The organism is Streptosporangium album (assembly GCF_014203795.1).
In the GTDB taxonomy this organism is placed as follows: Bacteria; Actinomycetota; Actinomycetes; order Streptosporangiales; family Streptosporangiaceae; genus Streptosporangium; species Streptosporangium album.
Genome location: NZ_JACHJU010000001.1, coordinates 2,909,064 through 2,933,172, shown reverse-complemented (window position 1 = coordinate 2,933,172; position 24,109 = coordinate 2,909,064). Strand labels below are relative to the sequence as shown.

Below are 24,109 nucleotides of genomic sequence, written 5' to 3'. Positions count from 1 at the left end.
GATTATCCCGGGTTCTGGCCAGTCGGGACTACCGGAATTGACCGCTATCGGTGGGTCACCGTCTCCGCGAGACCAGTGGCCGGCCCGTCGTCGGCCGGGCTCCCGGACCGGAACCGGCCGAGCGAGAGCCGGAGCCCGGAGGGCGTGAGGAGGAACCGGTCGGGAGCCCCGTCGAAGACGCCGCCGGCCCGGTCGTCGCTCCCGTCCCGCCGGATCACGTCCCTGTCCGGCCTGAGGATGTCGCGCACGACGAGGCCCATCATGATCAGAATGGTGATCGCGCGGCCCCACACGGCGGTGAAGTAGGTGTCACCGGTGATGCCCAGAGCCTCGTTGCCGGGCTGGAGACCGACCAGGTAGAGCCAGATCGCGAAGAAGTACCAGCACTCGGCGACCTGCCAGAGCGCGATCGCCTTCCAGTTGGGCCGGGCCAGCACCGCGAAGGGGACCAGCCAGAGCACGTACTGCGGCGACCACACCTTGTTGGTCAGCATGAACGCGGCCAAGGTGAGGAAGCAGAGCTGCGCCAGCCGGGGCCGGGTCGGCGCGGTCAGCGTGAGAACGGCGACCGCCAGGCAGAACGCAACCAGCGACACGATTCCCAGCACGTCGAGCCGGTCGGCGTCACCGAGGATCGGCCACTGCTTCTGACCGAAGAAGTACCAGATCGAGCCCCAGTCGGCGGGGCGCTCCTGGCTGAAGACGTAGAACCGCTTCCAGCCGTCGAAGGCGACCAGCATGATCGGCACGTTGACGAGGAGCCAGATCCCGGCCGTGCCCCCGACCAGCTTGAGGAACGGCCTCCATCTGCCGGTCCGCAGCGTCAGCAGGAACAGCGGGCCCAGGAACATCAGCGGGTAGAACTTGGTGGCGATCGCCAGGCCCAGCAGGACGCCCGCCAGCCACTGCCGCCGCTTGGACCAGGCGAGCAGCGCGCCCAGCGCCAGGGCGTTGGCCGCCAGGTCCCAGTTGATGTAGGCGGTGAGGACCAGTGCGGGGGCCAGGGCGTACCAGAGCGCGTCCCAGCGCCGGGCGGGCCCGGCCAGAGCTGCCATCAGCAGGACGCCGACGACCAGGCAGACGGCCATGAGGATCACCGTCAGGTCGTAGAACGCCGTCGCGGGGTCCTGCATGGGGGTGACGATGCGGCGGAAGAACTCCATGATCCCGCCGATGCCGACGGGATACTCCACCGGATAGTCGAGGTAGGGGACCTTGCCGTCACTCAGCTTCTCGCCCCACCACAGCGGATAGATGTCGGTGTAGCAGAAGTTCGTGAACTGCAGGGTCCCGTTGCCCCACGCCCCGCCGAAGCGGCAGGGCCACTTCCACAGGTAGGCGAGCACCGCCCCCAGCCCCGCGAACAGGGCCAGGGGGACGTACGGGACCGCCCGGGCGCCGAGGTCCGACCACGCGTTCGGGGCCGGCTGGAGGCTCTTCATCAGGGGCGCCGCCCGGACGGCCGGGGCCTGGGTTCCGGCGCGAACGCCGAGCCGGGAGCGCCGCCGGTGTTGCCGATGTCGCCGCCTCCGCCGCCGAGGTCCTGGGGCAGGCCGGTGCCGTCTCCCGAGGTGTCGCAGGTGATGTCCCCCGGCAGGCAGCTCTGGTCGTCGGGCGTGGTCGGCTGGTCGTTGTTGTCGTTGGGCCAGCCGTTGTCACCGGGGTCGTCGGTGGCGAACGGGTCGGGCGTCGGCGTCGGGCTGGGAGTGGGTTTGGGCGTGGCCAGGTTCTCCTGCTGACCGGCGTTCGCCCTCGGCGGGAACTGCTCGACCGGGTCCTTGGCTGTCGCCAGGGCCATGTAGTCGTGCCAGATCTGGGTCGGGGTGCCGCCACCGCCGATGAAGGAGGGCATCGGCTCCTCGGCCCAGGCCACCGACTTGGCCTTCGCGCTCGGCTGGCCGTACTTGTCGACCTTGAGCGGGCGCCTTCCGGGCGCGCCGAGCGGCTTGTTGTAGGGCACGTCCTTCGACATGCCGACTGCGGTGACGAGCTGCGGGGTGAAGCCGACGAACCAGGCGTCCTTGTAGGAGTTGTTGGTGCCGGTCTTGCCCGCCACCGGGCGCACGCCGAGGTTGGCGGCGGTGCCGGTGCCGGACTTGACCACGGCCTGGAGCGCGACGATCGCGTCGGCCGCCGACTCGGGGCTGATGACCTGCCGCTCGACCGCCTGCTCCCGGTAGGCGACCACTCCGTCGGGGCGGACCACCTTGATGACGGTGTGCCAGTCGGTGTGCTTGCCCTCGTTGGCGAAGATCGAGTAACCGGCGGCCTGCTCGACCGGGGTGACCGAGGCGACACCGATGGTGGTCTGGTACTTCTGTTCACCGACCGCGTAGTCCACCGCGTTCAGGCCGCGGTAGGCGGGGTTCTTCTTGGCCTCCTCGCCGACACCGGCGTCCTTGGCGATCTTGGCCACGTTCTCCAGGCCGACCTTCTCCCCCATCTGGGCGAAGACGGTGTTCACCGAGTCGGCCATGGCCTTCACCATGTCGATCGGCCCGTACGGCGCGACGTGGGAGTTCCCGATCTCGGTGGTGCCCGGCATCTTGATCTTCGAGACGCCGTCGACATAGCTGTTCAGCGAGTAGCCCGCCTCCAGCCAGGCGGCGAGCACGTAGGGCTTGAACGCGGACGCGGCCTGCTTGGGCGCCTCGAACGCGCGGTTGTTGTAACCGTGCAGGAAGTCGTCGCCGCTGTAGAAGGCGACCACCCGGCCGTTCTTGGGGTTCACCGAGGCGATGCTGGCGTGGATGGTGGGGTCCAGGCTGGCGGTGCGGGCCTGCACCACCTTCTGGGCGTCCTCCATCTTCTTCTTGTCGAAGGTCGTGTAGACCTTCAGACCCTCGCTGTTCAGCGCGGCCTCGTCGAAGCCGTTCCTGGCGAGCTCCTTGCGCACGATGTTGAGCATGTAGCCCCGGAGGCCCTTGTTGAGCTCGGTGATCTTGACCTTCTCGAACTTGAGCTTCTCGAAGGGGACGTTGGCGTACTTGGCGTACTTGCCGGGGTTCATCTCCGCCATGTTGCGCAGCGCAGTGGTGTAGCGCTCCTTGGTGGCGGCGAAGTTGCCCTTCTGCTCAAGGGTGTCGAAGTTGCTCGGGTTCTGGATCCGGCCCGCGAGGTAGGCGCCCTCGGGCGGGGTGAGCTTCCAGACGTCTTTACCGAAGAACGCCTTCGCGGCCGCCTGGATGCCGTACGCGCCCCGTCCGAAGTAGATGGTGTTCAGGTAGCGCGAGAGGATCTCGTCCTTCTCCAGCGTCTTGCTGATCTTGATGGAGACGAAGATCTCCATGACCTTCCGCTTGATCGACACATCCTTGCTGAGGCCGTCGTAGTAGTTACGGGCCATCTGCTGGGTGATGGTCGAGGCGCCCTGGAGCTGCGCGCCGGTCGCGGTGCTCCAGACCGACCGCGCGATGCCCCCGAAGTCGATGCCGCTGTCGGTGCGGAAGGTCTTGTTCTCCAGCGCGATCACCGCGTCCTCGACGTGGTCGGGGATCTGCTGGATCGTCACCGGGGTGCGCCTGGTGCCCAGGCGCGCGATCGGCGTCTTGCCGTCGGCGTAGTAGATGACACTGCCCCGGTCGTTCGCGGTGTCTTGCACCTTCTCGGGGACGGGCGTGTTGGCGTAGGCGACCGCGATCATGCCGAAGACACCCGCCGTGAGGACCGTGAAGCTCGCCACCACGATCTTCCAGCTGGGCAGGAACCGCTTCCACCCCCGGTCGTCCGGCTCGTCGTCCTCCCCGTCGCCGGGCCCGCTCCCGCCGGGGCCTCCCGGCCCGCTCGCGCCCGCGCGCCCTTCGGGACCGGGACCGTCCGCGCCGCGCCGGGCGCGCCTGCGTCCCCCGGGACCGGAACCCGAGGAGCGCTCGGCCTTCGCCTGGGCGGCGAGCATGGCCTGGGTGTCCTCGAAGGCGGCCTCGGGGCGCCTGCCTCCGGCCGGGTCGGTGTCCTGCCGGCGCATCCCGCTCTCCCTGGGATCACGCCCGCCCCCCTGCGGGGAACGCCCGCCGTCACGGGGGGGTCCTCCAGCCTGCGGCGGCTGTACGGCCTCCCGGGGGTCGCGCCCGCCGCCCTGCGGGGGACGCCCGGCGCCCTGGGGCGCGCGTCCGAAGTCGCGGGGATCGGGCCCCACTCCCTGCGAACGCCCCTGCGGCTGCGCCTGGGGCGATCTGCCGCTCATGTCACCGGTTTGGGAGGGTTGGGACGGGGGCACTGCACGGGAAGCAGCGCCTGAATCCGAGCGACGGCGCCGCCCCTGGCGGGCCGACGCGTCAGGGGCCTGGCGGCGTCCGTCCGGCTCCGGGTCATGGCTGTGGCTGTAACTCACGCGTCCTCGTTCGGTCATCGGGGTCTACGACGGCGTGCTGGCGGGTGAGATTACCTCCACGGTGTGGAAGATCTCTTCACCTTGGCTGACTGGTAGCCGACTTCTTCGGGTGGATCTCCATTTCCGAGGACGGACGAGACCGGCGGGTGGTTCCGAGAACAACCTTGGCAGACCTCTCCCACCCGAGCGTGGGATTCCCCGTATTGGAAGGCGGTCCCGACCGTGCGGGGGCGATGACCCACCACCGTTCGCTGTGACCACATAGGCGTCACACTACGGCCTTTTTACCGTTTGCTCCCAACCACTTGGGAAAGTCGTTAATTGCAGAGATATGTTGGTTCGACGTATCCTCAAGATGTATCGGCTCGATACATCGACGCGAGAGGTGGTGGTTTCCGGTGGCCGGTGGACGTGGCGGAGTGCTGGAGCTCGCCGTGCTCGGGTCGCTGCACGAGACCCCGCTACACGGCTATGAGCTGCGCAAACGGCTCAACGCTCTCCTCGGCATGTTCCGGGCCTTCTCCTACGGTTCCCTCTATCCGTGCCTGCGCCAGCTGCTGACCGACGGGCTCATCGTGGAGGACAGCGCGTCCACCACGGCTCCCGCCCTCGCCGAGAGCCCCATAACGCTCACCGGCCGTCGGTCAAAGATCGTCTACAAGCTGACCGCGGAGGGCAAGGAGCGGCTCCAGGAGCTGCTCACCCAGGCGGGTCCGTCCGCCTGGGAGGACGAGAGCTTCGGGGTCCACTTCGCCTTCTTCAGACACACCGAGGCCGAGGTGCGCCTGCGCATCCTCGAAGGACGCCGCAGCCGGCTGGAAGAGCGTCTCGACGGCGTGCGTACGGCGCTCGCCCGCACGAGGGAGCGGCTGGACAGCTACACCCTCGAGCTGCAGCGTCACGGCCTGGAGTCGGTCGAACGCGAAGTGCGCTGGTTGAATGAGCTGATCGCCACCGAGCGGCGAGGCTCCTCAGCCGGCGAAGAGCGGCATTCCACAGAAGGTCCCACGCAAGAAGGAATAACCCGGGCATCCGCGCCCGGAGCAGATGACACGGAGCGGCATACCGCTCCGGAAGACAACAACTGATCTCAGAACAAGGGGAGCGAGTGCCATGGGTTCGGTGCGCGTAGCCATTGTCGGTGTAGGCAACTGTGCCTCGTCGCTCGTGCAGGGCGTGCATTACTACAGGGACGCCGACCCCGGCACCCGGGTGCCGGGCCTGATGCACGTCAAGTTCGGCGACTACCACGTCGGCGACGTCGAGTTCGTCGCGGCGTTCGACGTCGACGCCAAGAAGGTCGGGCGTGACCTGTCCGAGGCGATCGTGGCCTCGGAGAACAACACCATCAAGATCTGCGACGTGCCGCCGCTGGGCGTGACCGTGCAGCGGGGCCACACCTTCGACGGCCTCGGCGAGTTCTACAGCGAGATGATCGAGGAGTCCGACGAGGCCCCGGTCGACGTCGTCCAGATCCTCAAGGACGCCCAGGTCGACGTGCTCGTCTCCTACCTGCCCGTCGGGTCGGAGGAGGCCGACCGCTTCTACGCCCAGTGCGCCATCGACGCCAAGGTCGCCTTCGTCAACGCGCTCCCGGTGTTCATCGCCTCCGACCCGGATTGGGCCCAGAAGTTCACCGACGCCGGTGTCCCGATCGTCGGCGACGACATCAAGTCCCAGGTCGGCGCGACCATCACGCACCGCGTGATGGCCAAGCTGTTCGAGGACCGCGGCGTCGAGCTGCTCCGCACCTACCAGCTCAACTTCGGCGGCAACATGGACTTCATGAACATGCTGGAGCGCAAGCGCCTGCAGTCCAAGAAGATCTCCAAGACCCAGTCGGTCACCTCCCAGATCCCCCACGAGATGGGCAAGGCCGACGTGCACATCGGCCCGTCGGACCACGTGCCGTGGCTCGACGACCGCAAGTGGGCCTACGTCCGCCTGGAGGGCAGGTCCTTCGGCGACACCCCGCTGAACCTGGAGTACAAGCTGGAGGTCTGGGACTCCCCCAACTCCGCCGGCATCATCATCGACGCGGTCCGCGCCGCGAAGATCGCTCTGGACCGGGGCATCTCCGGACCGATCCTGTCGGCCTCCTCCTACTTCATGAAGTCCCCCCCGGAGCAGTACTCCGACGACGAGGCCCGCGAGTATGTGGAGAAGTTCATCCGCGGCGAGGTCGAGCGCTGACCGGCCGCCCGTGAGAGAAGCCCCCGTCCGGATGGGCGGGGGCTTCTTCTCTCGTCCGGCGGGTCCCGTCCGGCGGTCCGTTCAGCGGGCGGCGACAGGGAGTCCGGCGGGGTCGGCGACCGGCCAGCCGAGGGGGTCGGCCCCGAGCTCGACCAGCTGGGGGACCTGTTCGCGGCACCAAGGGGAGATCGCCAGACCGCCGCTGAGCACCCCTTCGGTGAACTCCTTCCACGGCATCCAGCGCACGTCCTCGACCTCGTCGGGGTTGGGCACGGCGCCGGATTCGGCGACCACCCGGTAGACCGGGCAGAGCTCGTGCTCGACGATCCCGCTGTCCATGACCGCCCGGTAGGAGAAGCGCGGCAGCAGCAGGTCGACCGCGCCGACCCTCAGCCCCAGCTCGTGGGCGAGGCGCCGGGCCACCGCCTCCGGCATGGGCTCGCCGGGCAGGGGGTGGCCGCAGCAGCTGTTGGTCCACACGCCGGGCCAGGTGATCTTGTGTGACGCCCTGCGGGTGAGGAGCACCCGTCCCTGGTCGTCGAACACGTAGCTGGAGAAGGCGAGGTGCAGGGGGGTGTCCGGACCGTGCACGACGGCTTTGGAAGCCGTGCCGATCGGGTTTCCCTCGGGATCGACGAGCACAACGTGTTCATGAGACGTCACCAGACCGAGGGTACGTGATCATGTCGGCCTGTCATGCCTGATCAGCGTTAGATCATGAAAGGTAGGCAAATGTCCATCCGCCTATCCCAGGGTTGTTCCCGATGTCCTCTCCGGGGTCATCGACATAGGCTGAGCCCGTGTCTTTCGTATCCGATCTACGCGTGGTCCTTGAGGGGCGGGATTTCCGGCGGCTGTTCGGCACCCGCCTGGTCTCACAGTTCTCCGACGGGATCTTCCAGTTCGCCGTAGCCGGATTCGCCTTCTTCAGTCCGGAGGAGAGCACCAGCGCCGTCGAGATCGCGGCCGGGCTGGCCGTGCTGCTCCTGCCGTACTCGATCCTGGGGCCCTTCGTGGGCGTCTTCATCGACCGCTGGTCCCGGCGGCAGATCCTGGTGATCGCACCGCTGGTCCGCGGGGCCCTGCTGCTGCTGGTGGCCGCCGCGCTCGTCGCCGACGCCCCCGACGCGGTCTTCTACGCCACCGCGCTCGCCGTCCTCGGGGTGAACCGCTTCTTCCTGGCCGCGCTGGGGGCCTCGCTCCCGCACGTCGTCCCCGCCGACCGGCTGATGGTGGCCAACGCGGTCACCCCCACCTCGGGAACCGTGGCCACCTTCCTGGGCGTGGGCGCCGGCTACCTGCTCCGGCTGGTCTTCGGGGCGGACCACCTGGGTACGGCGGTGCTGCTGGTCACCTCCGGCCTCGTCTTCGGGCTCAGCGCGCTCATCGCCAGGACCATGGGCAGGCAGCTGCTCGGCCCGGCCCACGACCCCGACCGGCCGCAGACCCGCGAGGCCGTGCGCCGGGTGCTGGGTGACCTGGCCGGCGGTGCCCGGCACCTCGTCCAGCACCGGAGCGCCGCCGCAGCGATGGGGGCGATGGCCGCCCACCGGTTCATGTACGGCATGTGCACGGCGATGCTGGTGCTGCTCTCGCGCTACTACTTCGCCGACAGCGCCGAGGACGCGCTGAACGCGGCCACCATCGTGGTCGCCACCTCCGGGGTCGGTTACTTCCTGGCCATCCTGGTCACGCCGTGGGCCACCGAGCGCTTCGGCATCGAGCGGTGGGTGCCCGCCATGCTCGCCACCGCCGGAGTGCTGACGTTCGCGCTCTGCGCGCCGTTCCAGCAGTGGGGCTTCGCGGTCGCCGGCTTCGTGCTCGGCATCACCGGGCAGAGCATCAAGATCTGCGCGGACACGAGCGTCCAGCGCGACATCGGGGACGCCTACCTCGGCCGGGCCTTCTCGATCTACGACATGCTCTTCAACGGCACCTACGTGCTCGCCGCGGCCCTGGCCGCGGCGCTGCTCCCGGCGGACGGCAAGTCGATGGTGGTCCTGGGGCTCATCACCGCCGGATACCTGGGCGGCGCGGTGCTCTACCGGGTGGTCACGCCGGCCCGAGCGCCCGAGCCGCTGCCGTCATCGCCGTCGTGACCCTCTGAAGGTCGTCACCGATCGAGTAGGGCGGCATCGTGTAGATGAGCCGGTTGAACGGGCGGAGCCAGACCCCGTGTTCCATCACGATGTCCTGAATTTTCAGGACATCAACGGGGTCATGGGTCTCGATGACCCCGATGGCGCCCAGCACCCGCACATCTCTCACCCCGGGAGCCTCCGCGGCCTCGGCCAGCCCCGCCACCAGCCCGGCCTCGATCCGCCCGACCTCCTCGCGCCACGGGCGCTCCCGCAGAAGCTCCAGGGAGGCGCCCGCGACGGCGGTGGCCAGCGGATTGGCCATGAAGGTCGGCCCATGCATCAGCACCCCGATGCCCGCGGCCACCCGCTCGGTGCACAGCGTCGCGGCCAGCGACAGGTAGCCGCCGGTCAGCGCCTTGCCCAGGCACATGATGTCCGGCCGCACTCCGGCGTGGTCGCACCCGAACAGCTCACCGGTCCGGCCGAACCCGGTGGCGATCTCGTCGGCGATCAGCAGCACGTTGTGCTCGTCGGCCAGCTCGCGGAGCCTGCGCAGGTAGGCCGGGTGGTAGAAGTGCATGCCGCCCGCCCCCTGGACGACCGGTTCCACGATGATCGCGGCCAGCTCGTGGGCGTGCGCGGCGACCAGCGCCTCCAGCCGGGCCGCGTAGTCCTCGTCGAACCCGGCCGGCGGCCGGTCGGCGAACACGTGCTCGGGCAGCGCGCCGGAGAACAGGTGGTGCATGCCGTTGACCGGGTCGCAGACGGCCATCGCCCCGAAGGTGTCACCGTGGTAGCCGCCCCTGACCGTCAGCAGGCGGCTCCTCCCGGTGAACTGGAACGCCATCTTGATCGCGACCTCGACGGCCACCGAACCCGAGTCGGCGAAGAACACCTTCGGCAGCCCGGTCATGGTGGCCAGCGTGTGCGCCAGCCGTACGGCGGGCTCGTGGGTGAGCCCCCCGAACATGACGTGCGCCATGTCCTCCACCTGGTCCCTGAGCGCCTGGTTGAGCCGGGGGTGGTTGTAACCGTGGATCGCCGCCCACCAGGACGACATGCCGTCGACCAGCTCCCGCCCGTCCGCGAGTGTCAGCCGTACGCCCTCCGCCCGGGAGACCACGTGCGCCGGCCCCCGCGCCGGCACCGGGGCGTACGGATGCCAGACGTGCTCGCGGTCCAGGTCCGTGACGCTACTCAGGGAGCAGCCCGTTCTCGCGGGCCCACGCGCGCAGGGCGGCGGCGGCGGTCTCCTTGCCGAGGACGCCCTTGTCGAGGCGCATGTCCAGGAGGAACTTGTAGGCGCGGCCGACGACGGGGCCCGGGGGCACGCCGAGAAGCTCCTGGATCTCGTTGCCGTCGAGCTCGGGGCGGATCTTGCCGAGCTCCTCCTCGTCGGCCAGCCGCGCGATGCGCTCCTCAAGCTGGTCGTAGGTCCGGGACAGGACCTGGGCCTTGCGCCTGTTGCGGGTGGTGCAGTCGGCGCGGGTCAGCTTGTGCAGGCGTTCGAGCAGGTGCCCGCCGTCGCGGACGTAGCGGCGGACGGCCGAGTCGGTCCACTCCCCGGTGCCGTACCCGTGGAAGCGCAGGTGCAGCTCCACCAGGCGGGACACGTCGGCCACGACGTCCTTGGGGAACTTCAGCTCCGTCATGCGCTTTCTGGCGAGCTGGGCGCCGACCACCTCGTGGTGATGGAAGGAGACGCGTCCGCCGGGCTCGTGGCGGCGGGTCTTGGGCTTGCCCACGTCGTGCAGGAGCGCGGCCCAGCGCAGGATGCGGTCGGGTCCGTTCTCCTCCAGGTCGATCGCCTGCTCCAGCACGATCAGCGTGTGCTCGTAGACGTCCTTGTGCCGGTGGTGCTCGTCGATCTCCAGACGGAGCTTGGGCAGCTCGGGGAGGACATGCGCGGCGAGACCGGATTCGACGAGGATCCTGAGCCCCTCGCGGGGGTGCTCGCCGCAGATCAGCTTGTTCAGCTCCTCGCGGATCCGCTCGGCGGAGACGATCTCGATCCGCCCGGCCATCGCGCTCATCGCGGCGAGCGCCGCCGGGTCCACGGTGAAACCGAGCTGGCTGGCGAACCTGGCGGCGCGGAGCATCCGCAACGGGTCGTCGTCAAAGGACCGCTCGGCGGGACCGGGAGTGCGCAGCACCTTGGCATGCAGGTCGTCCAGGCCACCGTGCGGGTCGACGAACTCGCGGGACGGCAGGCGCAGCGCCATCGCGTTGACCGCGAAGTCACGCCGGGCGAGGTCGCCCTCCAGCGTGTCGCCGTAGACCACGTCGGGCTTGCGCGAGGAGGCGTCGTAGGACTCGCTCCGGTAGGTGGTGATCTCCAGCAGCCAGTTGTCCTTGCGCACGCCGACCGTGCCGAAGTCGATGCCGATCGTCCAGATGGAGTCGGCCCAGTCACGGATGAGCTCCAGGACCGTCTCCGGGCGGGCGTCCGTCGTCAGGTCGAGGTCGTTGCCGATCCTGCCGAGGAAGACGTCGCGGACGGAACCGCCCACGAGGGCGATCTGGTAGCCCCGTGCGGCGAACAGCTCGCCGAGCTCGTCGGCCACGGGCGCGATCTTCCGGAACAGCTCGCTCATGCCGTTCCGCTGACTCTCAGACAGATTTGAAAGGGACAAGCCGGGTAGGTCCTTCGGTTACGGAACATGTTCCCCTGGGGGGATACACCTGAAGCGATCACCAGGTTACGGTCAGTCAAAAGACCGTCGGGGGCCGTGCGTCGAGGCAAGGAGCACATACATGAAGGACGCCCTCGCGATCCACCGCTGGCTCCTCGCACACCAGGTCCACCATGAGATCGTACGCCTTCCGCGCGCGATGACATGCGTCGACGACTTGCCGGAGTTGCTGTGCGCGAGACCGGCGGCCTGCGTGGAGGTGACGGTCTTCGAGGTCACGACCCGGATCGGCCGGGAATCGGTCGCCGTCGTCGGCTCCGTCGGCTCTCCTCCCAAGCCCGGCCTGGTCGGCGGCGTCCTGGGCGCCCGCCGGGTCCGCCTCGCCTCGGCCTTCACGGTGAACTCCGTCACCGACTACGCCGCCGGGCTGATCTGCCCGCTGCTGCTGCCCGACGGGCTGACCGTGCTGGTCGACGAGCGGCTCACCGGAACCTCCGAACTTGTTCACACCCCCACCGGGGAACGGCACACGGCACTGCGGATACGGGCCGATCACCTGCTCACACTTGTCTCAGGGAAGCCCATTGACCTAGTCCATTCCCGGTCACGGAGAGAGCCTGCGACCTTTCCCCTCGCCGGATAGGCCATAGCATTACGGGCGTGCGCCGTACTCCACCCATGGCCGGCACGTGATCAACAAGGCCACTCCGCTCGCCGTGCTCACCACCACGCTGCTCCTTCTCGCGGCCGTGGTCCTTCCGGCGACGGCGGACGCCCGGACGGCCGCGGTGAGCCGCCAGGCCCCCCAGCTCATGGTGGAGGCGATCAGCCCGGACGTGCCCCGCGAGCCGACCACCGAGATCAACGTCTCCGGCTCCTTCACCAACACCGGCACCGAGGCCCTCACCAACCTGCGGATCCGGTTGCGTTACTCGTCCCAGCCGTTCGCCCGCCGTGCCGACATGCAGGCCTACCAGAACGGCGAGGTGCCCCAGCCGACGGCATGGCGTGACCAGAGCTACCTCCAGCCACCGAGCCTCGCGCCCTCGGCGAAGGCGCCGTGGAAGTTCGTCTTCACCCCGCAGCAGCTCGGGATCTCCCGGTTCGGCGTCTACCCGGTCGCGATCGAGGTGCTCGACCCCCTGGGCCAGCAGCTCGCGATCCAGCGCACCTTCGTGTCCTACATGCCGAAGGACGCCGCAGTGCCGCGCACCAGGCTCGCCATGGTCCTGCCGATCGTCGACCAGCCCCGCCGCGCCGACGACCGCACCTTCCTCAGTGACGGCCTGTCCGCGTCCCTGACCGGCGGCAAACGCCTCGGCAACCTGCTGAAGATCGCCCAGAGCACCACCTCGTCCAAGGGCCTCACCTGGGTGGTCGACCCGGCCCTGCTCGACGACGTCCGGGCGCTGGGCCAGGCGCACACGATCGAGACGAAGGGCAAGAGCGAGAACCGCCCGGCCAACGCCGCGGCCAACGCCTGGCTCGACGGCCTCCGTACGGCTCTCGCCAAGCCTCCGGTCGTGGCCACCCCCTACGGGGACCCCGACGTGACCGCCCTCGCCCACAACGGCGTCGACAGCATCGTGGGCACCGGCATCGCGGCGGCCAGGATCGTCGCGAAGGAGACCCTCGGCCGCGACGTCCTCACCGACGTGAACTGGCCGGTGAACGGGCTGCTCGACTACGACGGGCTGGACCTGCTGGCCACCGGCGGCGTCCGCTCCGTGCTGCTGAGCGAGCCGAACCTGCCGCCGGCGACCTCGCCGATCACCACCCCGGACGCCTCGGCGACCCTGCAGAGCGTGGACGGCCCGGTCACCGCGCTGGTCGCCGACACGGCGCTGAGCGAGATAGTCGGCGCCGAGACCTCGCTCCCCGGCGTGGCCCTGCTCAGCCGCCAGCGGTTCATCGCCGAGACCGCGATGATCAGCTCCGAGCCCGTCACCACCGCACGGACCGTGATCGCCGTCCCGCCCCGGCGCTGGGATCCGGACCCCGCCTACGTGACCGGCCTGGCGAAGACCGCCGCGTCCCTGCCGTGGCTCGCCCCGGCCACGCTCGGCGCCATCAAGCCGGGCAAGGGCGCCCCCGCCCCGCGGGCCGACATCACCTACACCGACCAGGACCGGCGTAAGGAGCTCGGCAAGCCGTACATGACGAGCGTGAAGCGGGTCGGCACCCGTGCCGACCTGACCGCCGCGGTGACCACGGACCAGGACATCGACGTGTTCGACCTGGCGCTGCTCCGGCTCGCCTCCTCCGCCTGGCGGGACAGGGACGACGCCGCGAGACCGTACATCAAGCGGATCGCGAGCGCGGTCGACGAACGGACCGGGAAGATCTCCATCACCGGCACCGAGCAGTCCCAGATCCGCACGCTGGCCGGCAAGAACGGCGAGGTGCCGATCACCGTCCACAACGGGCTGGGCCAGGACGTCGACGCCAACGAGGTCACGGTCCGGCTCAAGGTGACCTCCGACCAGCCCGGCGTGCTGAGGATCGAGAACTACGAGGCCCAGAACGAGTCGATCACGATCAGGGGCGGCCAGAACCGGACCATCCGGGTCCCGATGACCGCGATGACGACGTCGGGTGGCCAGACCACCGTGGCGGTCCAGCTCACCACCGAGGACGGCCGGAAGTACGGCAGGCCCGTCGAGCTGACCGTGCGGACCACCGGCTACACCGGGATCGCACTGGTGATCGTCGGGGCCGCCCTCCTGGTGATGCTCGCGGCCGTCGTCATGCGCGTCCTGCGCCGCAGGGGAAACCGCCGCACCTCGGCGGCCACTGTTCCGCCGAGGCGCGCGAGCGCGCCGGCCGGCACCGAGTCCTGAGCACCGGAAGACCCGGCGGAGGAGAGCGATGAGCAAGGTCCTGCGTGCGAGCGCGATCATGGCGGCGGGCACGATGGTCTCGCGCGTCACGGGTTTCGTCCGTACGGCGATGCTCGCCGCGGCGATCGGCACCGCCTATCTGGGTGACGCCTACAACGTCGCCTACGCCATCCCGTTCATCCTGCTCGACTTCCTCATCACCGGGATCCTGAGCAGCGTCGTCGTCCCGGCGATCATCAAGCGGCAGAAGAGCGACCCCGACGGCGGCCGGGCCAACGAGCAGCGGCTGATGACGCTCGCAGCCGTCTCGCTGACGGTGGTGGCGATCCTGGCGGTGCTGCTCGCCCGGCCGCTGATCGGCCTCTACAGCGCCGGCTGGAACGCCAGGAAGATCGAGGTCGCGGTCACCCTGGCGCAGTACATCCTCCCCCAGATCGCCTTCTTCGGCGTCGGGGCCATCGCCGGGGCGATCCTCAACACCCGCGACAGGTTCGGAGCCCCCATGTGGGCGCCGGTGCTGAACAACATCGTGATGATCTGTGTTCTGGTGGCCTACTACCTGATGCTCGGCGACGCGGGCGCGGACCTCGACAAGGTGACCGACACCGACCTCGCCGTGCTCGGCCTGGGCACCACCGCCGGGATCGTGGCCCAGTGCCTGGTGCTGGTCGTCTCGCTGCACCGGGTGGGTTTCCGGTTCAGGCCCAGGTTCGACCTGCGCAACGCCGGGCTCGGCGAGATGGGCCGGACCGCCGCCTGGACCTTCGCCTACGTCGGCATCAACCAGATCGGGTTCCTGGTCACCACCAAGCTCTCCTCCGGTGCGGGCGAGACGACGCCCGGAGCGGGCAACTCCGCCTACAACTTCGCGTTCCAGTTCTTCCAGCTCCCCTACGGCATCATCGCGGTCTCGGTGATCACCGCGATGCTGCCCCGGATGAGCCGGGCGGTGCACGAGGGGCAGTTCGACTCGGTCCGGGGGGAGTTCTCCTCGGGCGTGCGGCTGGTGTCGGCCCTGATGGTGCCGGCGGGACTGCTGCTGATGGTGCTCGGCCCCGCGGTGACCGTGCTGATCTTCTCGTGGGGCAACATGACCGTCGACTCGGCGGTCTACATCGGCAACGTGCTCCAGGTCTTCGGCCTGGCGCTGGTGCCGTTCTCGATCTTCCAGCTCCTGCTGCGCGTCTTCTACTCCTTCGGCGACACCCGCACGCCCGTCTTCATCGGTGCGGGCAACACCGTGGTGAGCATCGCGCTCAGCGTCGTCGCCTACGTCGCCCTTCCCGCGAAGTACGTGGTCATGGGCCTGGCCCTCGCCTTCACGGTCACCTACGTGATAGGCACGGCGGTCGCCTGGTCCCTCGCCAGCCGCCGCGTGCGCGGCCTCCAGGGGCGTGTCGTGGTGACCGGGTTGTCACGGATGTACATGGCCGCCCTCCCCGCCGCGCTGGCCGCGCTCGGTGTGTTGTGGATCACGCAGGAGACGGCCGATCTGAACGCGCTCAGCGCGGCCATCATGCTCGCCGCGGGCGGCGGTCTCGGTATGGTTCTCTATCTGGTCATCGCACACCGGATGCGCATCCCGGAAGTGAGTTCGATCGTTGGAATGGTCGCCGGCCGGGTAGGCCGGTAACCCCAAGACTTGTCCCAAGCGTCTGACAAGCAGAACACGGGCGGAACCGGCGCGGGACTACCATGGTGCGACGCGTGTGACGACATGCGGCTAATGGAAGCAGGAGGGCGTGGGCGGATCCACCCGGCATCGCGTGATGTGTCCTGATGTGTCAACCCGGAATGGCGATGCCGTGTTCTCAGTTACGGAGAGCTCATGAGTTCCTCCGCCATCGAGCCCGGCACGAAGCTGGCCGAGCGTTTCCGGCTTGAGGACCGCGTCCACGAGTCCGGCGGGGCCACACTCTGGAAGGCCATCGACGAGGTGCTCGCCCGGCCCGTCGCCGTGCACACCTTCGACCCCGACTTCCCCCGCCTCAACGAGGTCGTCACGGCCGCCCGTGCGGCCAGCAGGCTGACCGACCCGCGGCTGACCCAGGTCTTCGACGCCACCGAGGACGACGGCCGCTCCTACGTCGTCAGCGAATGGGTCAGCGGCGAGACCCTCACCGACATGATCACCTCTGGGCCGCTGGATCCCGAACGGGCCGCCGCGCTGGTCGCGGAGGCGGCCGAGGCGCTGGCCCACGCGCACGAGGCGGACCAGGCCCATCTGTGCCTGACCCCCGACCACCTGGTGTGGACGGCGGGCAGCACGGTCAAACTGCTCGGCGTGGGGGTCGACGCCGTCCTGGCCGACGTGACGAGTGACGACCCGGCCCGGACCGACGCGGAGGGCCTCGGCCGGCTGCTGTACGCCGGGCTGACCGGCCACTGGCCGGGCGACGAGCAGGAGGGCGGCCTGCCCGCCGCTCCCATGGACGACGGTCACTTCTGCACGCCGCGTCAGGTCACCGCGGGCGTCCCCGGTTACCTCGACACCATCACCTGCCGGGCGATTCTGCCGGAGAGCAGGCGCGGGCTCGAACCGCTGACGACACCGGACGAGGTCGCCGAGGCCCTGGCCTCGGTGCCCCGGCCCACCCCGATGCCGATGCCGATGCCCGTGGCGGCGCCGCTGTCCCCGGTGGGGGTCTCGCGCTCGGAGGGCCTGGACACCATGGCGCCCCAGCGCCCCAGCCCGCCCCTCCCCCCTCAGCAGCACCACCCGCGCCCGGCGGGTGGCGGGATGGTCAACAAGGTGGCCATGACCATGGTCGTGCTCCTGGTGATGGTGGCCGTCGGCCTGGGCGCCTGGACGCTCGGCCGCAGCATCGGCAACGCCGGGACCCCGGTCGCGGAGCAGACCGCCAAACCCACCGCGACCGTCGCCACCGCCACCCGTGAGGTGAAGCCCGTCTCCGCCTCCGGCTTCGACCCGCTGGGCACCGACGGTGCCGAGCGGCCCGAGCTCGCCCTCTACGCGGTGGACGGCAAGCCCTCCACCGACTGGCACTCCGAGTCCTACAATTCCGAGGACTTCGGCCGGTTGAAGGACGGCGTCGGACTGATACTCACCCTGGACCAGAGCATGCCGGTGAAGCAGGTGTCGGTCGACTTCGGCAGCGGCTCCGGCGGCGCCGCGGAGGTCAGGGTCGGCGACTCCCAGGACCTGAAGGACATGACCGTGATCGGCAAGTCCGCCGAGGCCTCCGGCAAGAAGATCTTCACCGCCGAGGCCCCGGAGAAGGGCAGATACGTCGTGGTCTGGTTCACCAAAATGCCCACCTACCAGGGCAAATATCGTGGAACCGTGATCGACGTCAAGATCCTCGCCACGAAGTGACGCCAGAGCGATTTGATCGGTTTTACCCGTCTTGTTGACGATCATCGGAGATTTCATGGCACCATCTATCACGTAGTGGTGTTCTCCCCGGACCGGCAGCAGGACTCTCCTTGTGAATTCCCCACCCGAGACCCCGCCAGCGGCGGAACAGCAGATGGCGCGGGCCACAGTGCCCGACGCCGAGCTGCTGACCCGGCATATCGCCGGGGATCCGCACGCTTTCAGTGAAATAGTCAAGCGACATCGAGACCGCATGTGGGCGGTCGCCCTGCGCACGCTGGGCGACCCCGACGAGGCGGCCGACGCCGTACAGGACGCCTTCGTCTCGGCCTATCGCAAGGCCGACAGTTTCCGCGGCGAGGCGGCCGTCACCACGTGGCTGCACCGCATCGTGGTCAACGCCTGCCTGGACCGCATGCGCAGGAAGTCCATCCGCCCGGTCGCCGACGACGAGCTCGTCGAGGCCGCCGAACGCGACGCCCCCGTGCTGGACCAGACAGCCGAGCGCGAGGTCTCCATGGAGGTCTCGGCCGCGCTCAAGCTGCTGCCCGCGGACCAGCGGGCCGCATTGGTGCTCGTGGACATGATGGGCTACTCCGTCGAGGACGCCGCCCAGGTCCTGGAGGTGCCGAGCGGCACGGTGAAGAGCAGATGCGCCCGTGGGCGCGCGAAACTCGCCCCCATTCTTTCCCATCTACGGAACCGATCCGATCTGTCTCGCGTCTCATCCGCGAAGGGAGCAGAACTTCGTGACGGGTGATACGCACTACGACCTGGAGATCCTGGCCGAACTGGCCGAGGGTCTTCTCGACGCCGCCACGGCCCTGCAGGTACGCGAACATCTCGCGGTCTGCGACCCCTGTGGTGAGAGCCTCGCCGACCTTGCAGCGGTCCGTGAGGTGCTGTCCGCGACGCCCACCCCGGCCATGCCGATGGGGGTCGCACTCAGGATTGACCGCGCGCTGGCCGCAGAGGCCGAAAGCTTCCGTGGAGGTGGAGTGGGCCTGGTGGAAGCACCGGCCTGGGACGACATAATGCGCGACGCGCCGTGGGAGACGACGCCTCTCCCCGAGCCGGAGCCGGAGCCGGTGACACGGCTGGGAGTCGTCGGCGACGACGGCACCATCACCCCGGTCACCCCGGTCAGGCGGCGCAAGACCACCCGGCAGCGCCGATGGGCCATGCCCGTCGCGGCGGCGGGAATGGTGGCGGCGGTGATCGGCGGGGCCGTGGTGACGAGCGACGTGCTCTCCGCGCCCAGCACGGGCACGGGCACCCCGATCGCCCAGCCCCTGCCCTCCGTGGGAGGGGGCTACCAGCTGACCGACAGCAACTGGAACTACAACGACCAGGAGCTCAAGGGCTCGCTGCTGGACTACATCGGCCCGGCGCAGATCGTGGACGCCAAGGACATGAGCGGCGGCGCCAAGCTCCAGCAGTGCGTCCAGCAGGTCTCCAGCAAGGTCGGGAAGTCTCCGTTCACCGTGGACCAGGGCCAGTACAACGGTCAGGAGGCCAACATCATGGTCTTCTGGCAGAACAAGGCCAAGAACTCGGTGCGCGTCCACGTGGTGGGCCTGCGGTGTGAGGACCTGCGCAAGCCTGCTCTCGCAAGCTGGAAATAACTCGTCGGATTCACCCCATCCAGGAGAAGGCCCGGCACGGATCCGTCCGTGCCGGGCCTTCTCGTCTCGGCGGGGAATCAGTGACGCCTAGGATCTGTTGACGCCACTGGCAATGACAAAGGAGAGGCGCAGCAGTGATGGACGTCCGGAATGTGATCATCATCGGATCGGGTCCCGCCGGTTACACATCGGCTGTGTACTCTGCGCGTGCCGACCTGAAGCCCCTGGTCTTCGAAGGATCGGTCACCGCCGGCGGCGCGCTGATGAACACCACAGAGGTGGAGAACTTCCCCGGCTTCCCCGACGGCATCATGGGCCCCGACCTCATGGACAACCTGCGCAAGCAGGCTGAGCGGTTCGGCGCCGAGCTGATCGCCGACGACGTGATCGAGGTCGACCTCAGCTCCGACCCCAAGGTCGTCAAGACCGCCACCGACACCTACCACGCCAAGGCCGTCGTCCTGGCCATGGGCTCCGGTTACCGCGAGCTGGGCGTGCCCAACGAGAAGCGCCTGTCCGGCCACGGCGTCTCCTGGTGCGCCACATGTGACGGCTTCTTCTTCCGCGGCCAGGACATCGTGGTCGTCGGCGGCGGTGACACCGCCATGGAGGAGGCCACCTTCCTCACCCGGTTCGCCAGCACGGTGACCGTGGTGCACCGCCGCGACGAGCTGCGCGCCAGCAAGATCATGCGGGATCGCGCATTCGCGAACGAGAAGATCCGTTTCGTGTGGGACAGCGAGGTCGTCGACGTCCTCGGGGAGGCGAAGGTCTCCGGGGTGCGCCTGCGCAACCTCAAGACCGGTGAGGAGAGCGAGCTCCCGGCCACCGGCCTGTTCATCGCGATCGGCCACGACCCCCGCACCGAGCTCGTCAAGGGCCAGGTGGAGCTCGACGACGAGGGCTACATCAAGGTCGCCTCCCCCTCCACCCACACCAACCTGGACGGTGTATTCGCCGCCGGCGACGTCGTCGACCACACCTACCGCCAGGCGATCACCGCGGCCGGCACCGGCACCGCCGCCGCGCTGGACGCCGAGCGCTGGCTGAGCGACCGCGACGAGAACTGATACAACCGGACAACATCGGATAGGGAGAGCAAAACCTTGGGCGCCATCAAGAACGTGACCGACGCCAGCTTCGACGCGGACGTCCTCAAGAGCGACAAGCCCGTCATCGTCGATTTCTGGGCCGAGTGGTGCGGACCCTGCCGCCAGGTTGCCCCGATCCTGGAGGAGATCGCCAACGAGCAGGCCGAGAAGCTGACCGTCGTCAAGCTGAACGTCGACGAGAATCCCTCGACCGCCGGCAACTACGGCGTACTCCAGATCCCGACCCTGAACGTCTATAAGAACGGAGAGGTCGTGAAGCAGATCATCGGCGCCAAGCCGAAGGCCATGCTGCTCCGCGAGCTCGAGGGCATCATCTAGGTCCTATCCCGCGGTGTAGGCAAGGTCTGCGGGACAGGGCCCAGGCCCCCTGCGGCCGGCGCACCCCACGGCGCATGCCGTACCACCCGCTTCCGAGCGGCACACCCACCGGCGAAAGCCCCCCTCGCCCGACGGCAGGGGGCTTTCGCATGTCTCCGCCCGGGGAAGCTCACCGGGTCTCAGAGCTCCTCGGCCGGCCGCGGGTCCTCACGCACGGGGACCGTACGGCCCCGCCGGGGTCACAGCGCCCTCAGACGGGCCGTAGTGCCCGCTCCGGACTCATCGAGCCCAGCAGCCTCTCCAGCGCCACCTCGACGTCCTCACGCCACGACACGGCGGTCTTGAGCTCAAGGCGGAGCCGGGGGAAGCGCAGGTGCGGCCGGACTGTCTTGAACCCCACCGAGAGCAGGTAGTCGGCGGGCATCAGACACGCCCCCGGCTGTTCCCACTTCAGGTCGCCGAACGCCTCGATCGCCCGCACCCCGCGCCGCGTCAGGTCCTTGGCCACCCCCTGGACCAGCATCCGTCCCAGGCCGCCACCGGAGAACTCGGGGATGATGTGCGCGGTCATCAGCAGCACGGCGTCGGCGCTGACCGGCGAGGTGGGGAAGGCCACCGAACGCGGCACGTAGTGCGGCGGCGCGTAGAGCACGAAGCCCGCGGCCACGCCGTCCACATAGACGATCTTGCCGCAGCTCCCCCACTCCAGCAGGGTGGAGGAGACCCAGGCCTCCTTCTCCAGCCCCGGGTCTCCCGCCTCGACCGCCCGGTTCCCGTTCATGGGATCGAGCTCCCAGAAGACGCACCGGCGGCAGCGGCGCGGCAGGTCGTCGAGATTGTCGAGTGTGACGTTTGCCAGCCGACGCGACACCTGTTGGCCCCAATCCTGGCGAGACGAGTGCAAGCCATGGCGAAAAACGCGCGAAAACGGCGTCTCCAGCTGGCATCGTAGCTCAGTGCGGGTCCTGGTTTCAGGTGTCCCGTCCCCCCACGCAGACGACAATGGCCACTGACGTAATCTGGTTTCTCTGGCATGAGCACACGCTGTGCTCCACATGACTAGGAGGTGGACCGTGCCCCAAGAGTCAGATCACGGTCAGACCGTCGCGGCCCAGGGCTCGCGGATCGACGCCTACATCGACCGCTACGCCGCACGAGCTACCGGGATGGTCGCCTCCGAGGTTCGCGCTCTTTTCGCCGTCGCCTCGAGGCCCGAGGTGGTCTCGCTGGCCGGTGGCATGCCGTACGTCACCGCCCTCCCGCTCGACACCGTGGGGGAGCTCGTCGCCGACCTGGTGGCCCGGCGCGGCCCGGTCGCCCTCCAGTACGGCTCCGGCCAGGGTGACCCGCACCTGCGCGAGCAGATCTGCGATGTCATGCGGATGGAGGGGATCGAGGCCAACTCCAACGACGTCGTCGTCACCGTCGGCTCACAGCAGGCCCTCGATCTGATCACCCGCATCTTCATCGACCCCGGCGACGTCATCCTCGCCGAGGGGCCCTCCTATGTGGGCGCGCTGGGCACCTTCGCCGCCTACCAGGCCAAGGTGGTCCACATCGCCATGGACGACGAGGGGATCATCCCCGAGTCGCTCGCGCAGACCATCTACGCCCTGAAGACCGCAGGCGCCCCGATCAAGTTCCTGTACACCATTCCCACCTTCCAGAACCCCGCCGGGGTGACGCTCAACGAGGCACGCAGACAGCAGGTGCTGGACATCTGCCAGCGCGCGGACGTGCTGATCGTCGAGGACAATCCGTACGGCCTGCTCGGTTTCGACGGCGAGCCCATGAGGGCGCTGCGCGCCGACAACCCCGATGGTGTCGTCTATCTCGGCTCGTTCTCCAAGACCCTGGCCCCCGGCTTCCGGGTCGGCTGGGCACTCGCCCCGCACGCCATCCGCGACAAACTGGTGCTGGCGATGGAGTCGGCGGTCCTGTCCCACTCCTCCTTCACCCAGCTCGCCGTCGGGCAGTACCTCGCCACCCAGCCGTGGCGCGAGCAGATCAAGTCCTTCCAGGTGCTCTACCGCGAGCGCCGGGACGCCATGATCAGTTCACTTGAGGCACTGATGCCCGCCGACTTCACCTGGACCCGTCCCAGCGGAGGCTTCTTCGTCTGGGCCACCCTCCCCGAAGGGCTCGACTCCAAGGCTCTCCTGCCCCGCGCCGTCTCCGAGCGGGTGGCCTTCGTCCCGGGCACCGGCTTCTACGCCGACGGGGGCGGGGCGCGCCACATGCGGCTGTCCTACTGCTACCCGGAGCCCGACCGCATCCGTGAGGGCGTCCGCCGCCTGGCCGGGGTGATCGAGCAGGAGCTCCGGCTGCGTGACACGTTCGGCACCGGCGCGTCTCCCGACCACATCGGGGTGGACACCCCCGGGCCCGATCTCGCCTGACCTTGATCTCTGTGGGCGTCTCCCGGCATTCCGGGAGGCGCCCACAGACATGAGGCCCCTCGGGTGCACGCCGACGCGGCGAGTTGCCGTACGGTGATTTCCGGCGCCACGGTGTTTTCCGGCGCCGCTGTACGGCGATCACCCCGGTCATGGTGTGAGCCGGCTCCACTGGCTCTGCGCGGGCCGCGAAGAGAGGTATTTCGGGTGAGTGATCTGGGCTATGTGCTCGTCCTGGCAGGCGGTCTGTCCTACGAGCGGGAGGTGTCTCTCCGCTCGGGCCGCCGGGTGAGCGAGGTGCTGCGCGCGGCCGGCATCTCGGTGGAGACCCGCGACACCGACGCCTCGCTGGTGCCCTCCGTGCTCGCCGACCCGCCGGACGCGGTCTTCGTCACCCTCCACGGCGGGGCCGGCGAGGACGGCGCCATCCGCTCGGTCCTCGAACTCCTGTCGGTCCCCTACGTCGGCGCCGGCCCCGACGCCTGCCGGGTGGCTTTCGACAAGCCCACCGCCAAGACCGTCGTCCGCTCCGTCGGCCTGCGCACCCCCGAATCGGTGACGCTCCCGAAGGAGACCTTCCATGATCTCGGCGCCGCGACCGTGTTGAGCCGTATCGTGGAACGGCTCGGCCTCCCCCTCTTCGTGAAGCCCTCTCGTGGGGGCTCCGCGCTCGGCGCATCGGTCGTCCGTACCGCCGAGGACCTCTCCGCCGCCATGGTCGGTTGCTTCGCCTACGGCGACACCGCACTGATCGAGCGCTGCGTCGAAGGCGTCGAGATCGCCGTCTCAGTGATCGATGTCGGCGGGGGGCCGACGGCCCTGCCTCCCGTGGAGATCGTTCCCGACAGGGGCGTCTACGACTACGCGGCCCGTTACACCGCCGGCCACACCGAGTTCTTCGCTCCGGCCCGCCTGTCCCCCGAGACGGCCGCCGCCTGCGCGGAGATGGCCGTGACCGCCCACACCGCTCTCGGCCTCCGTGACATCTCCCGCACCGACCTCATCGTCGACACCGACGGCCTCCCGCATTTCCTCGAAGTGAACGTCGCCCCCGGCATGACCGAGACCTCGCTCTTCCCCATGGCCGTCGAGGCGGCCGGCGACGATCTCGGCACCCTCTGCCGGGTCCTCCTGGAGCAGGCCGCCGCCCGTGGCACTGTCTGACCTCCAGGCCGCTCCGGCGCGCTCCTGGGGGAGCACGGCCCCGCGCGCCCCTCTCCTGGCATGCGGGCGGCTGCGGAGAC

19 protein-coding genes are annotated in these 24,109 nt (G+C 69.1%); 13 read left to right on the top strand and 6 right to left on the bottom strand.

Annotated elements, in window-relative coordinates:
- Window positions 1-44 precede the first annotated feature (44 nt).
- Both FHR32_RS13985 and FHR32_RS13980 read right to left on the bottom strand, forming a co-directional pair.
- The gene (locus FHR32_RS13985) at window positions 45-1,442 is read right to left on the bottom strand and encodes a glycosyltransferase family 87 protein (protein WP_184754697.1); all 1,398 of its coding nucleotides are present in this window, start codon (window positions 1,440-1,442) and stop codon (window positions 45-47) included.
- Complete coding sequence (locus FHR32_RS13980) at window positions 1,442-4,183, bottom strand: transglycosylase domain-containing protein (protein ID WP_184754696.1); 2,742 nt, start codon at window positions 4,181-4,183, stop codon at window positions 1,442-1,444. The genes FHR32_RS13985 and FHR32_RS13980 overlap by 1 nt, the downstream gene beginning before the upstream one ends.
- A gap of 545 nt (window positions 4,184-4,728) precedes the next feature.
- On the opposite strand from FHR32_RS13980, the gene FHR32_RS13975 reads away from it, so the two are divergent.
- Window positions 4,729-5,418 (top strand): PadR family transcriptional regulator, encoded by a 690-nt coding sequence (locus FHR32_RS13975; RefSeq protein ID WP_184754695.1) that lies wholly within the window; start codon window positions 4,729-4,731, stop codon window positions 5,416-5,418.
- 25 nt (window positions 5,419-5,443) lie between these two features.
- Window positions 5,444-6,523, top strand: a complete 1,080-nt coding sequence (locus FHR32_RS13970) for an inositol-3-phosphate synthase (protein ID WP_184754694.1) — start codon at window positions 5,444-5,446, stop codon at window positions 6,521-6,523.
- Window positions 6,524-6,604: 81 nt separating this feature from the next.
- Here the strand turns inward: FHR32_RS13970 and idi are convergent, their stop codons facing one another.
- The gene (gene idi, locus FHR32_RS13965) at window positions 6,605-7,186 is read right to left on the bottom strand and encodes an isopentenyl-diphosphate Delta-isomerase (protein WP_184754693.1); all 582 of its coding nucleotides are present in this window, start codon (window positions 7,184-7,186) and stop codon (window positions 6,605-6,607) included.
- Window positions 7,187-7,323: 137 nt separating this feature from the next.
- Between idi and FHR32_RS13960 the strand changes: the two genes are divergently transcribed.
- A complete protein-coding gene (locus tag FHR32_RS13960; RefSeq protein WP_184754692.1) occupies window positions 7,324-8,622 on the top strand; it encodes an MFS transporter in 1,299 nt (432 codons plus the stop codon).
- On the opposite strand, the gene FHR32_RS13955 is transcribed toward FHR32_RS13960, so the two are convergent.
- Together FHR32_RS13955 and FHR32_RS13950 are read right to left on the bottom strand one after the other, a co-directional pair.
- On the bottom strand, window positions 8,576-9,805 hold the full coding sequence (locus FHR32_RS13955) for an adenosylmethionine--8-amino-7-oxononanoate transaminase (protein ID WP_184756516.1): 1,230 nt from the start codon (window positions 9,803-9,805) through the stop codon (window positions 8,576-8,578). The two genes, FHR32_RS13960 and FHR32_RS13955, sit on opposite strands and share 47 nt — an antisense overlap.
- On the bottom strand, window positions 9,798-11,198 hold the full coding sequence (locus FHR32_RS13950; protein WP_184754691.1) for a CCA tRNA nucleotidyltransferase: 1,401 nt from the start codon (window positions 11,196-11,198) through the stop codon (window positions 9,798-9,800). Before FHR32_RS13950 ends, FHR32_RS13955 begins: the two co-directional genes overlap by 8 nt.
- A 160-nt stretch (window positions 11,199-11,358) precedes the next feature.
- On the opposite strand from FHR32_RS13950, the gene FHR32_RS13945 reads away from it, so the two are divergent.
- The 8 genes from FHR32_RS13945 to trxA all read left to right on the top strand — a co-directional run bounded on the left by FHR32_RS13945 (window position 11,359) and on the right by trxA (window position 20,469).
- Entirely contained in the window at window positions 11,359-11,880 is a 522-nt protein-coding gene (locus FHR32_RS13945; protein WP_184754690.1) for an aminoacyl-tRNA deacylase, read from the top strand.
- Between the two features lie 46 nt (window positions 11,881-11,926).
- Window positions 11,927-14,077 carry a DUF6049 family protein gene (locus FHR32_RS13940; RefSeq protein ID WP_184754689.1) on the top strand — a complete coding sequence of 717 codons (2,151 nt, stop codon included), beginning with the start codon at window positions 11,927-11,929 and terminating at the stop codon, window positions 14,075-14,077.
- Window positions 14,078-14,105: 28 nt separating this feature from the next.
- Window positions 14,106-15,710 (top strand): murein biosynthesis integral membrane protein MurJ, encoded by a 1,605-nt coding sequence (gene murJ, locus FHR32_RS13935; protein ID WP_184754688.1) that lies wholly within the window; start codon window positions 14,106-14,108, stop codon window positions 15,708-15,710.
- Window positions 15,711-15,905: 195 nt separating this feature from the next.
- Window positions 15,906-17,414, top strand: coding sequence for a protein kinase family protein (locus FHR32_RS13930; protein WP_184754687.1), 1,509 nt, complete (start codon window positions 15,906-15,908; stop codon window positions 17,412-17,414).
- A 154-nt stretch (window positions 17,415-17,568) separates the two neighbouring features.
- Window positions 17,569-18,174: an RNA polymerase sigma factor SigM gene (sigM, locus tag FHR32_RS13925; protein ID WP_184754686.1), complete on the top strand. Its 606-nt coding sequence runs from the start codon at window positions 17,569-17,571 to the stop codon at window positions 18,172-18,174.
- Complete coding sequence (locus FHR32_RS13920; protein WP_184754685.1) at window positions 18,164-19,039, top strand: anti-sigma factor family protein; 876 nt, start codon at window positions 18,164-18,166, stop codon at window positions 19,037-19,039. The genes sigM and FHR32_RS13920 overlap by 11 nt, the downstream gene beginning before the upstream one ends.
- Before the next feature lie 134 nt (window positions 19,040-19,173).
- A complete protein-coding gene (gene trxB, locus FHR32_RS13915; protein ID WP_184754684.1) occupies window positions 19,174-20,109 on the top strand; it encodes a thioredoxin-disulfide reductase in 936 nt (311 codons plus the stop codon).
- 36 nt (window positions 20,110-20,145) lie between these two features.
- A complete protein-coding gene (gene trxA, locus FHR32_RS13910; protein WP_184754683.1) occupies window positions 20,146-20,469 on the top strand; it encodes a thioredoxin in 324 nt (107 codons plus the stop codon).
- A 250-nt stretch (window positions 20,470-20,719) separates the two neighbouring features.
- On the opposite strand, the gene FHR32_RS13905 is transcribed toward trxA, so the two are convergent.
- Window positions 20,720-21,340 carry a GNAT family N-acetyltransferase gene (locus FHR32_RS13905; RefSeq protein WP_184754682.1) on the bottom strand — a complete coding sequence of 207 codons (621 nt, stop codon included), beginning with the start codon at window positions 21,338-21,340 and terminating at the stop codon, window positions 20,720-20,722.
- A gap of 295 nt (window positions 21,341-21,635) precedes the next feature.
- Between FHR32_RS13905 and FHR32_RS13900 the strand changes: the two genes are divergently transcribed.
- Both FHR32_RS13900 and FHR32_RS13895 read left to right on the top strand, forming a co-directional pair.
- Window positions 21,636-22,868 (top strand): aminotransferase-like domain-containing protein, encoded by a 1,233-nt coding sequence (locus tag FHR32_RS13900; protein WP_446696838.1) that lies wholly within the window; start codon window positions 21,636-21,638, stop codon window positions 22,866-22,868.
- 204 nt (window positions 22,869-23,072) lie between these two features.
- A complete protein-coding gene (locus FHR32_RS13895; RefSeq protein WP_184754680.1) occupies window positions 23,073-24,029 on the top strand; it encodes a D-alanine--D-alanine ligase family protein in 957 nt (318 codons plus the stop codon).
- Window positions 24,030-24,109 lie beyond the last annotated feature (80 nt).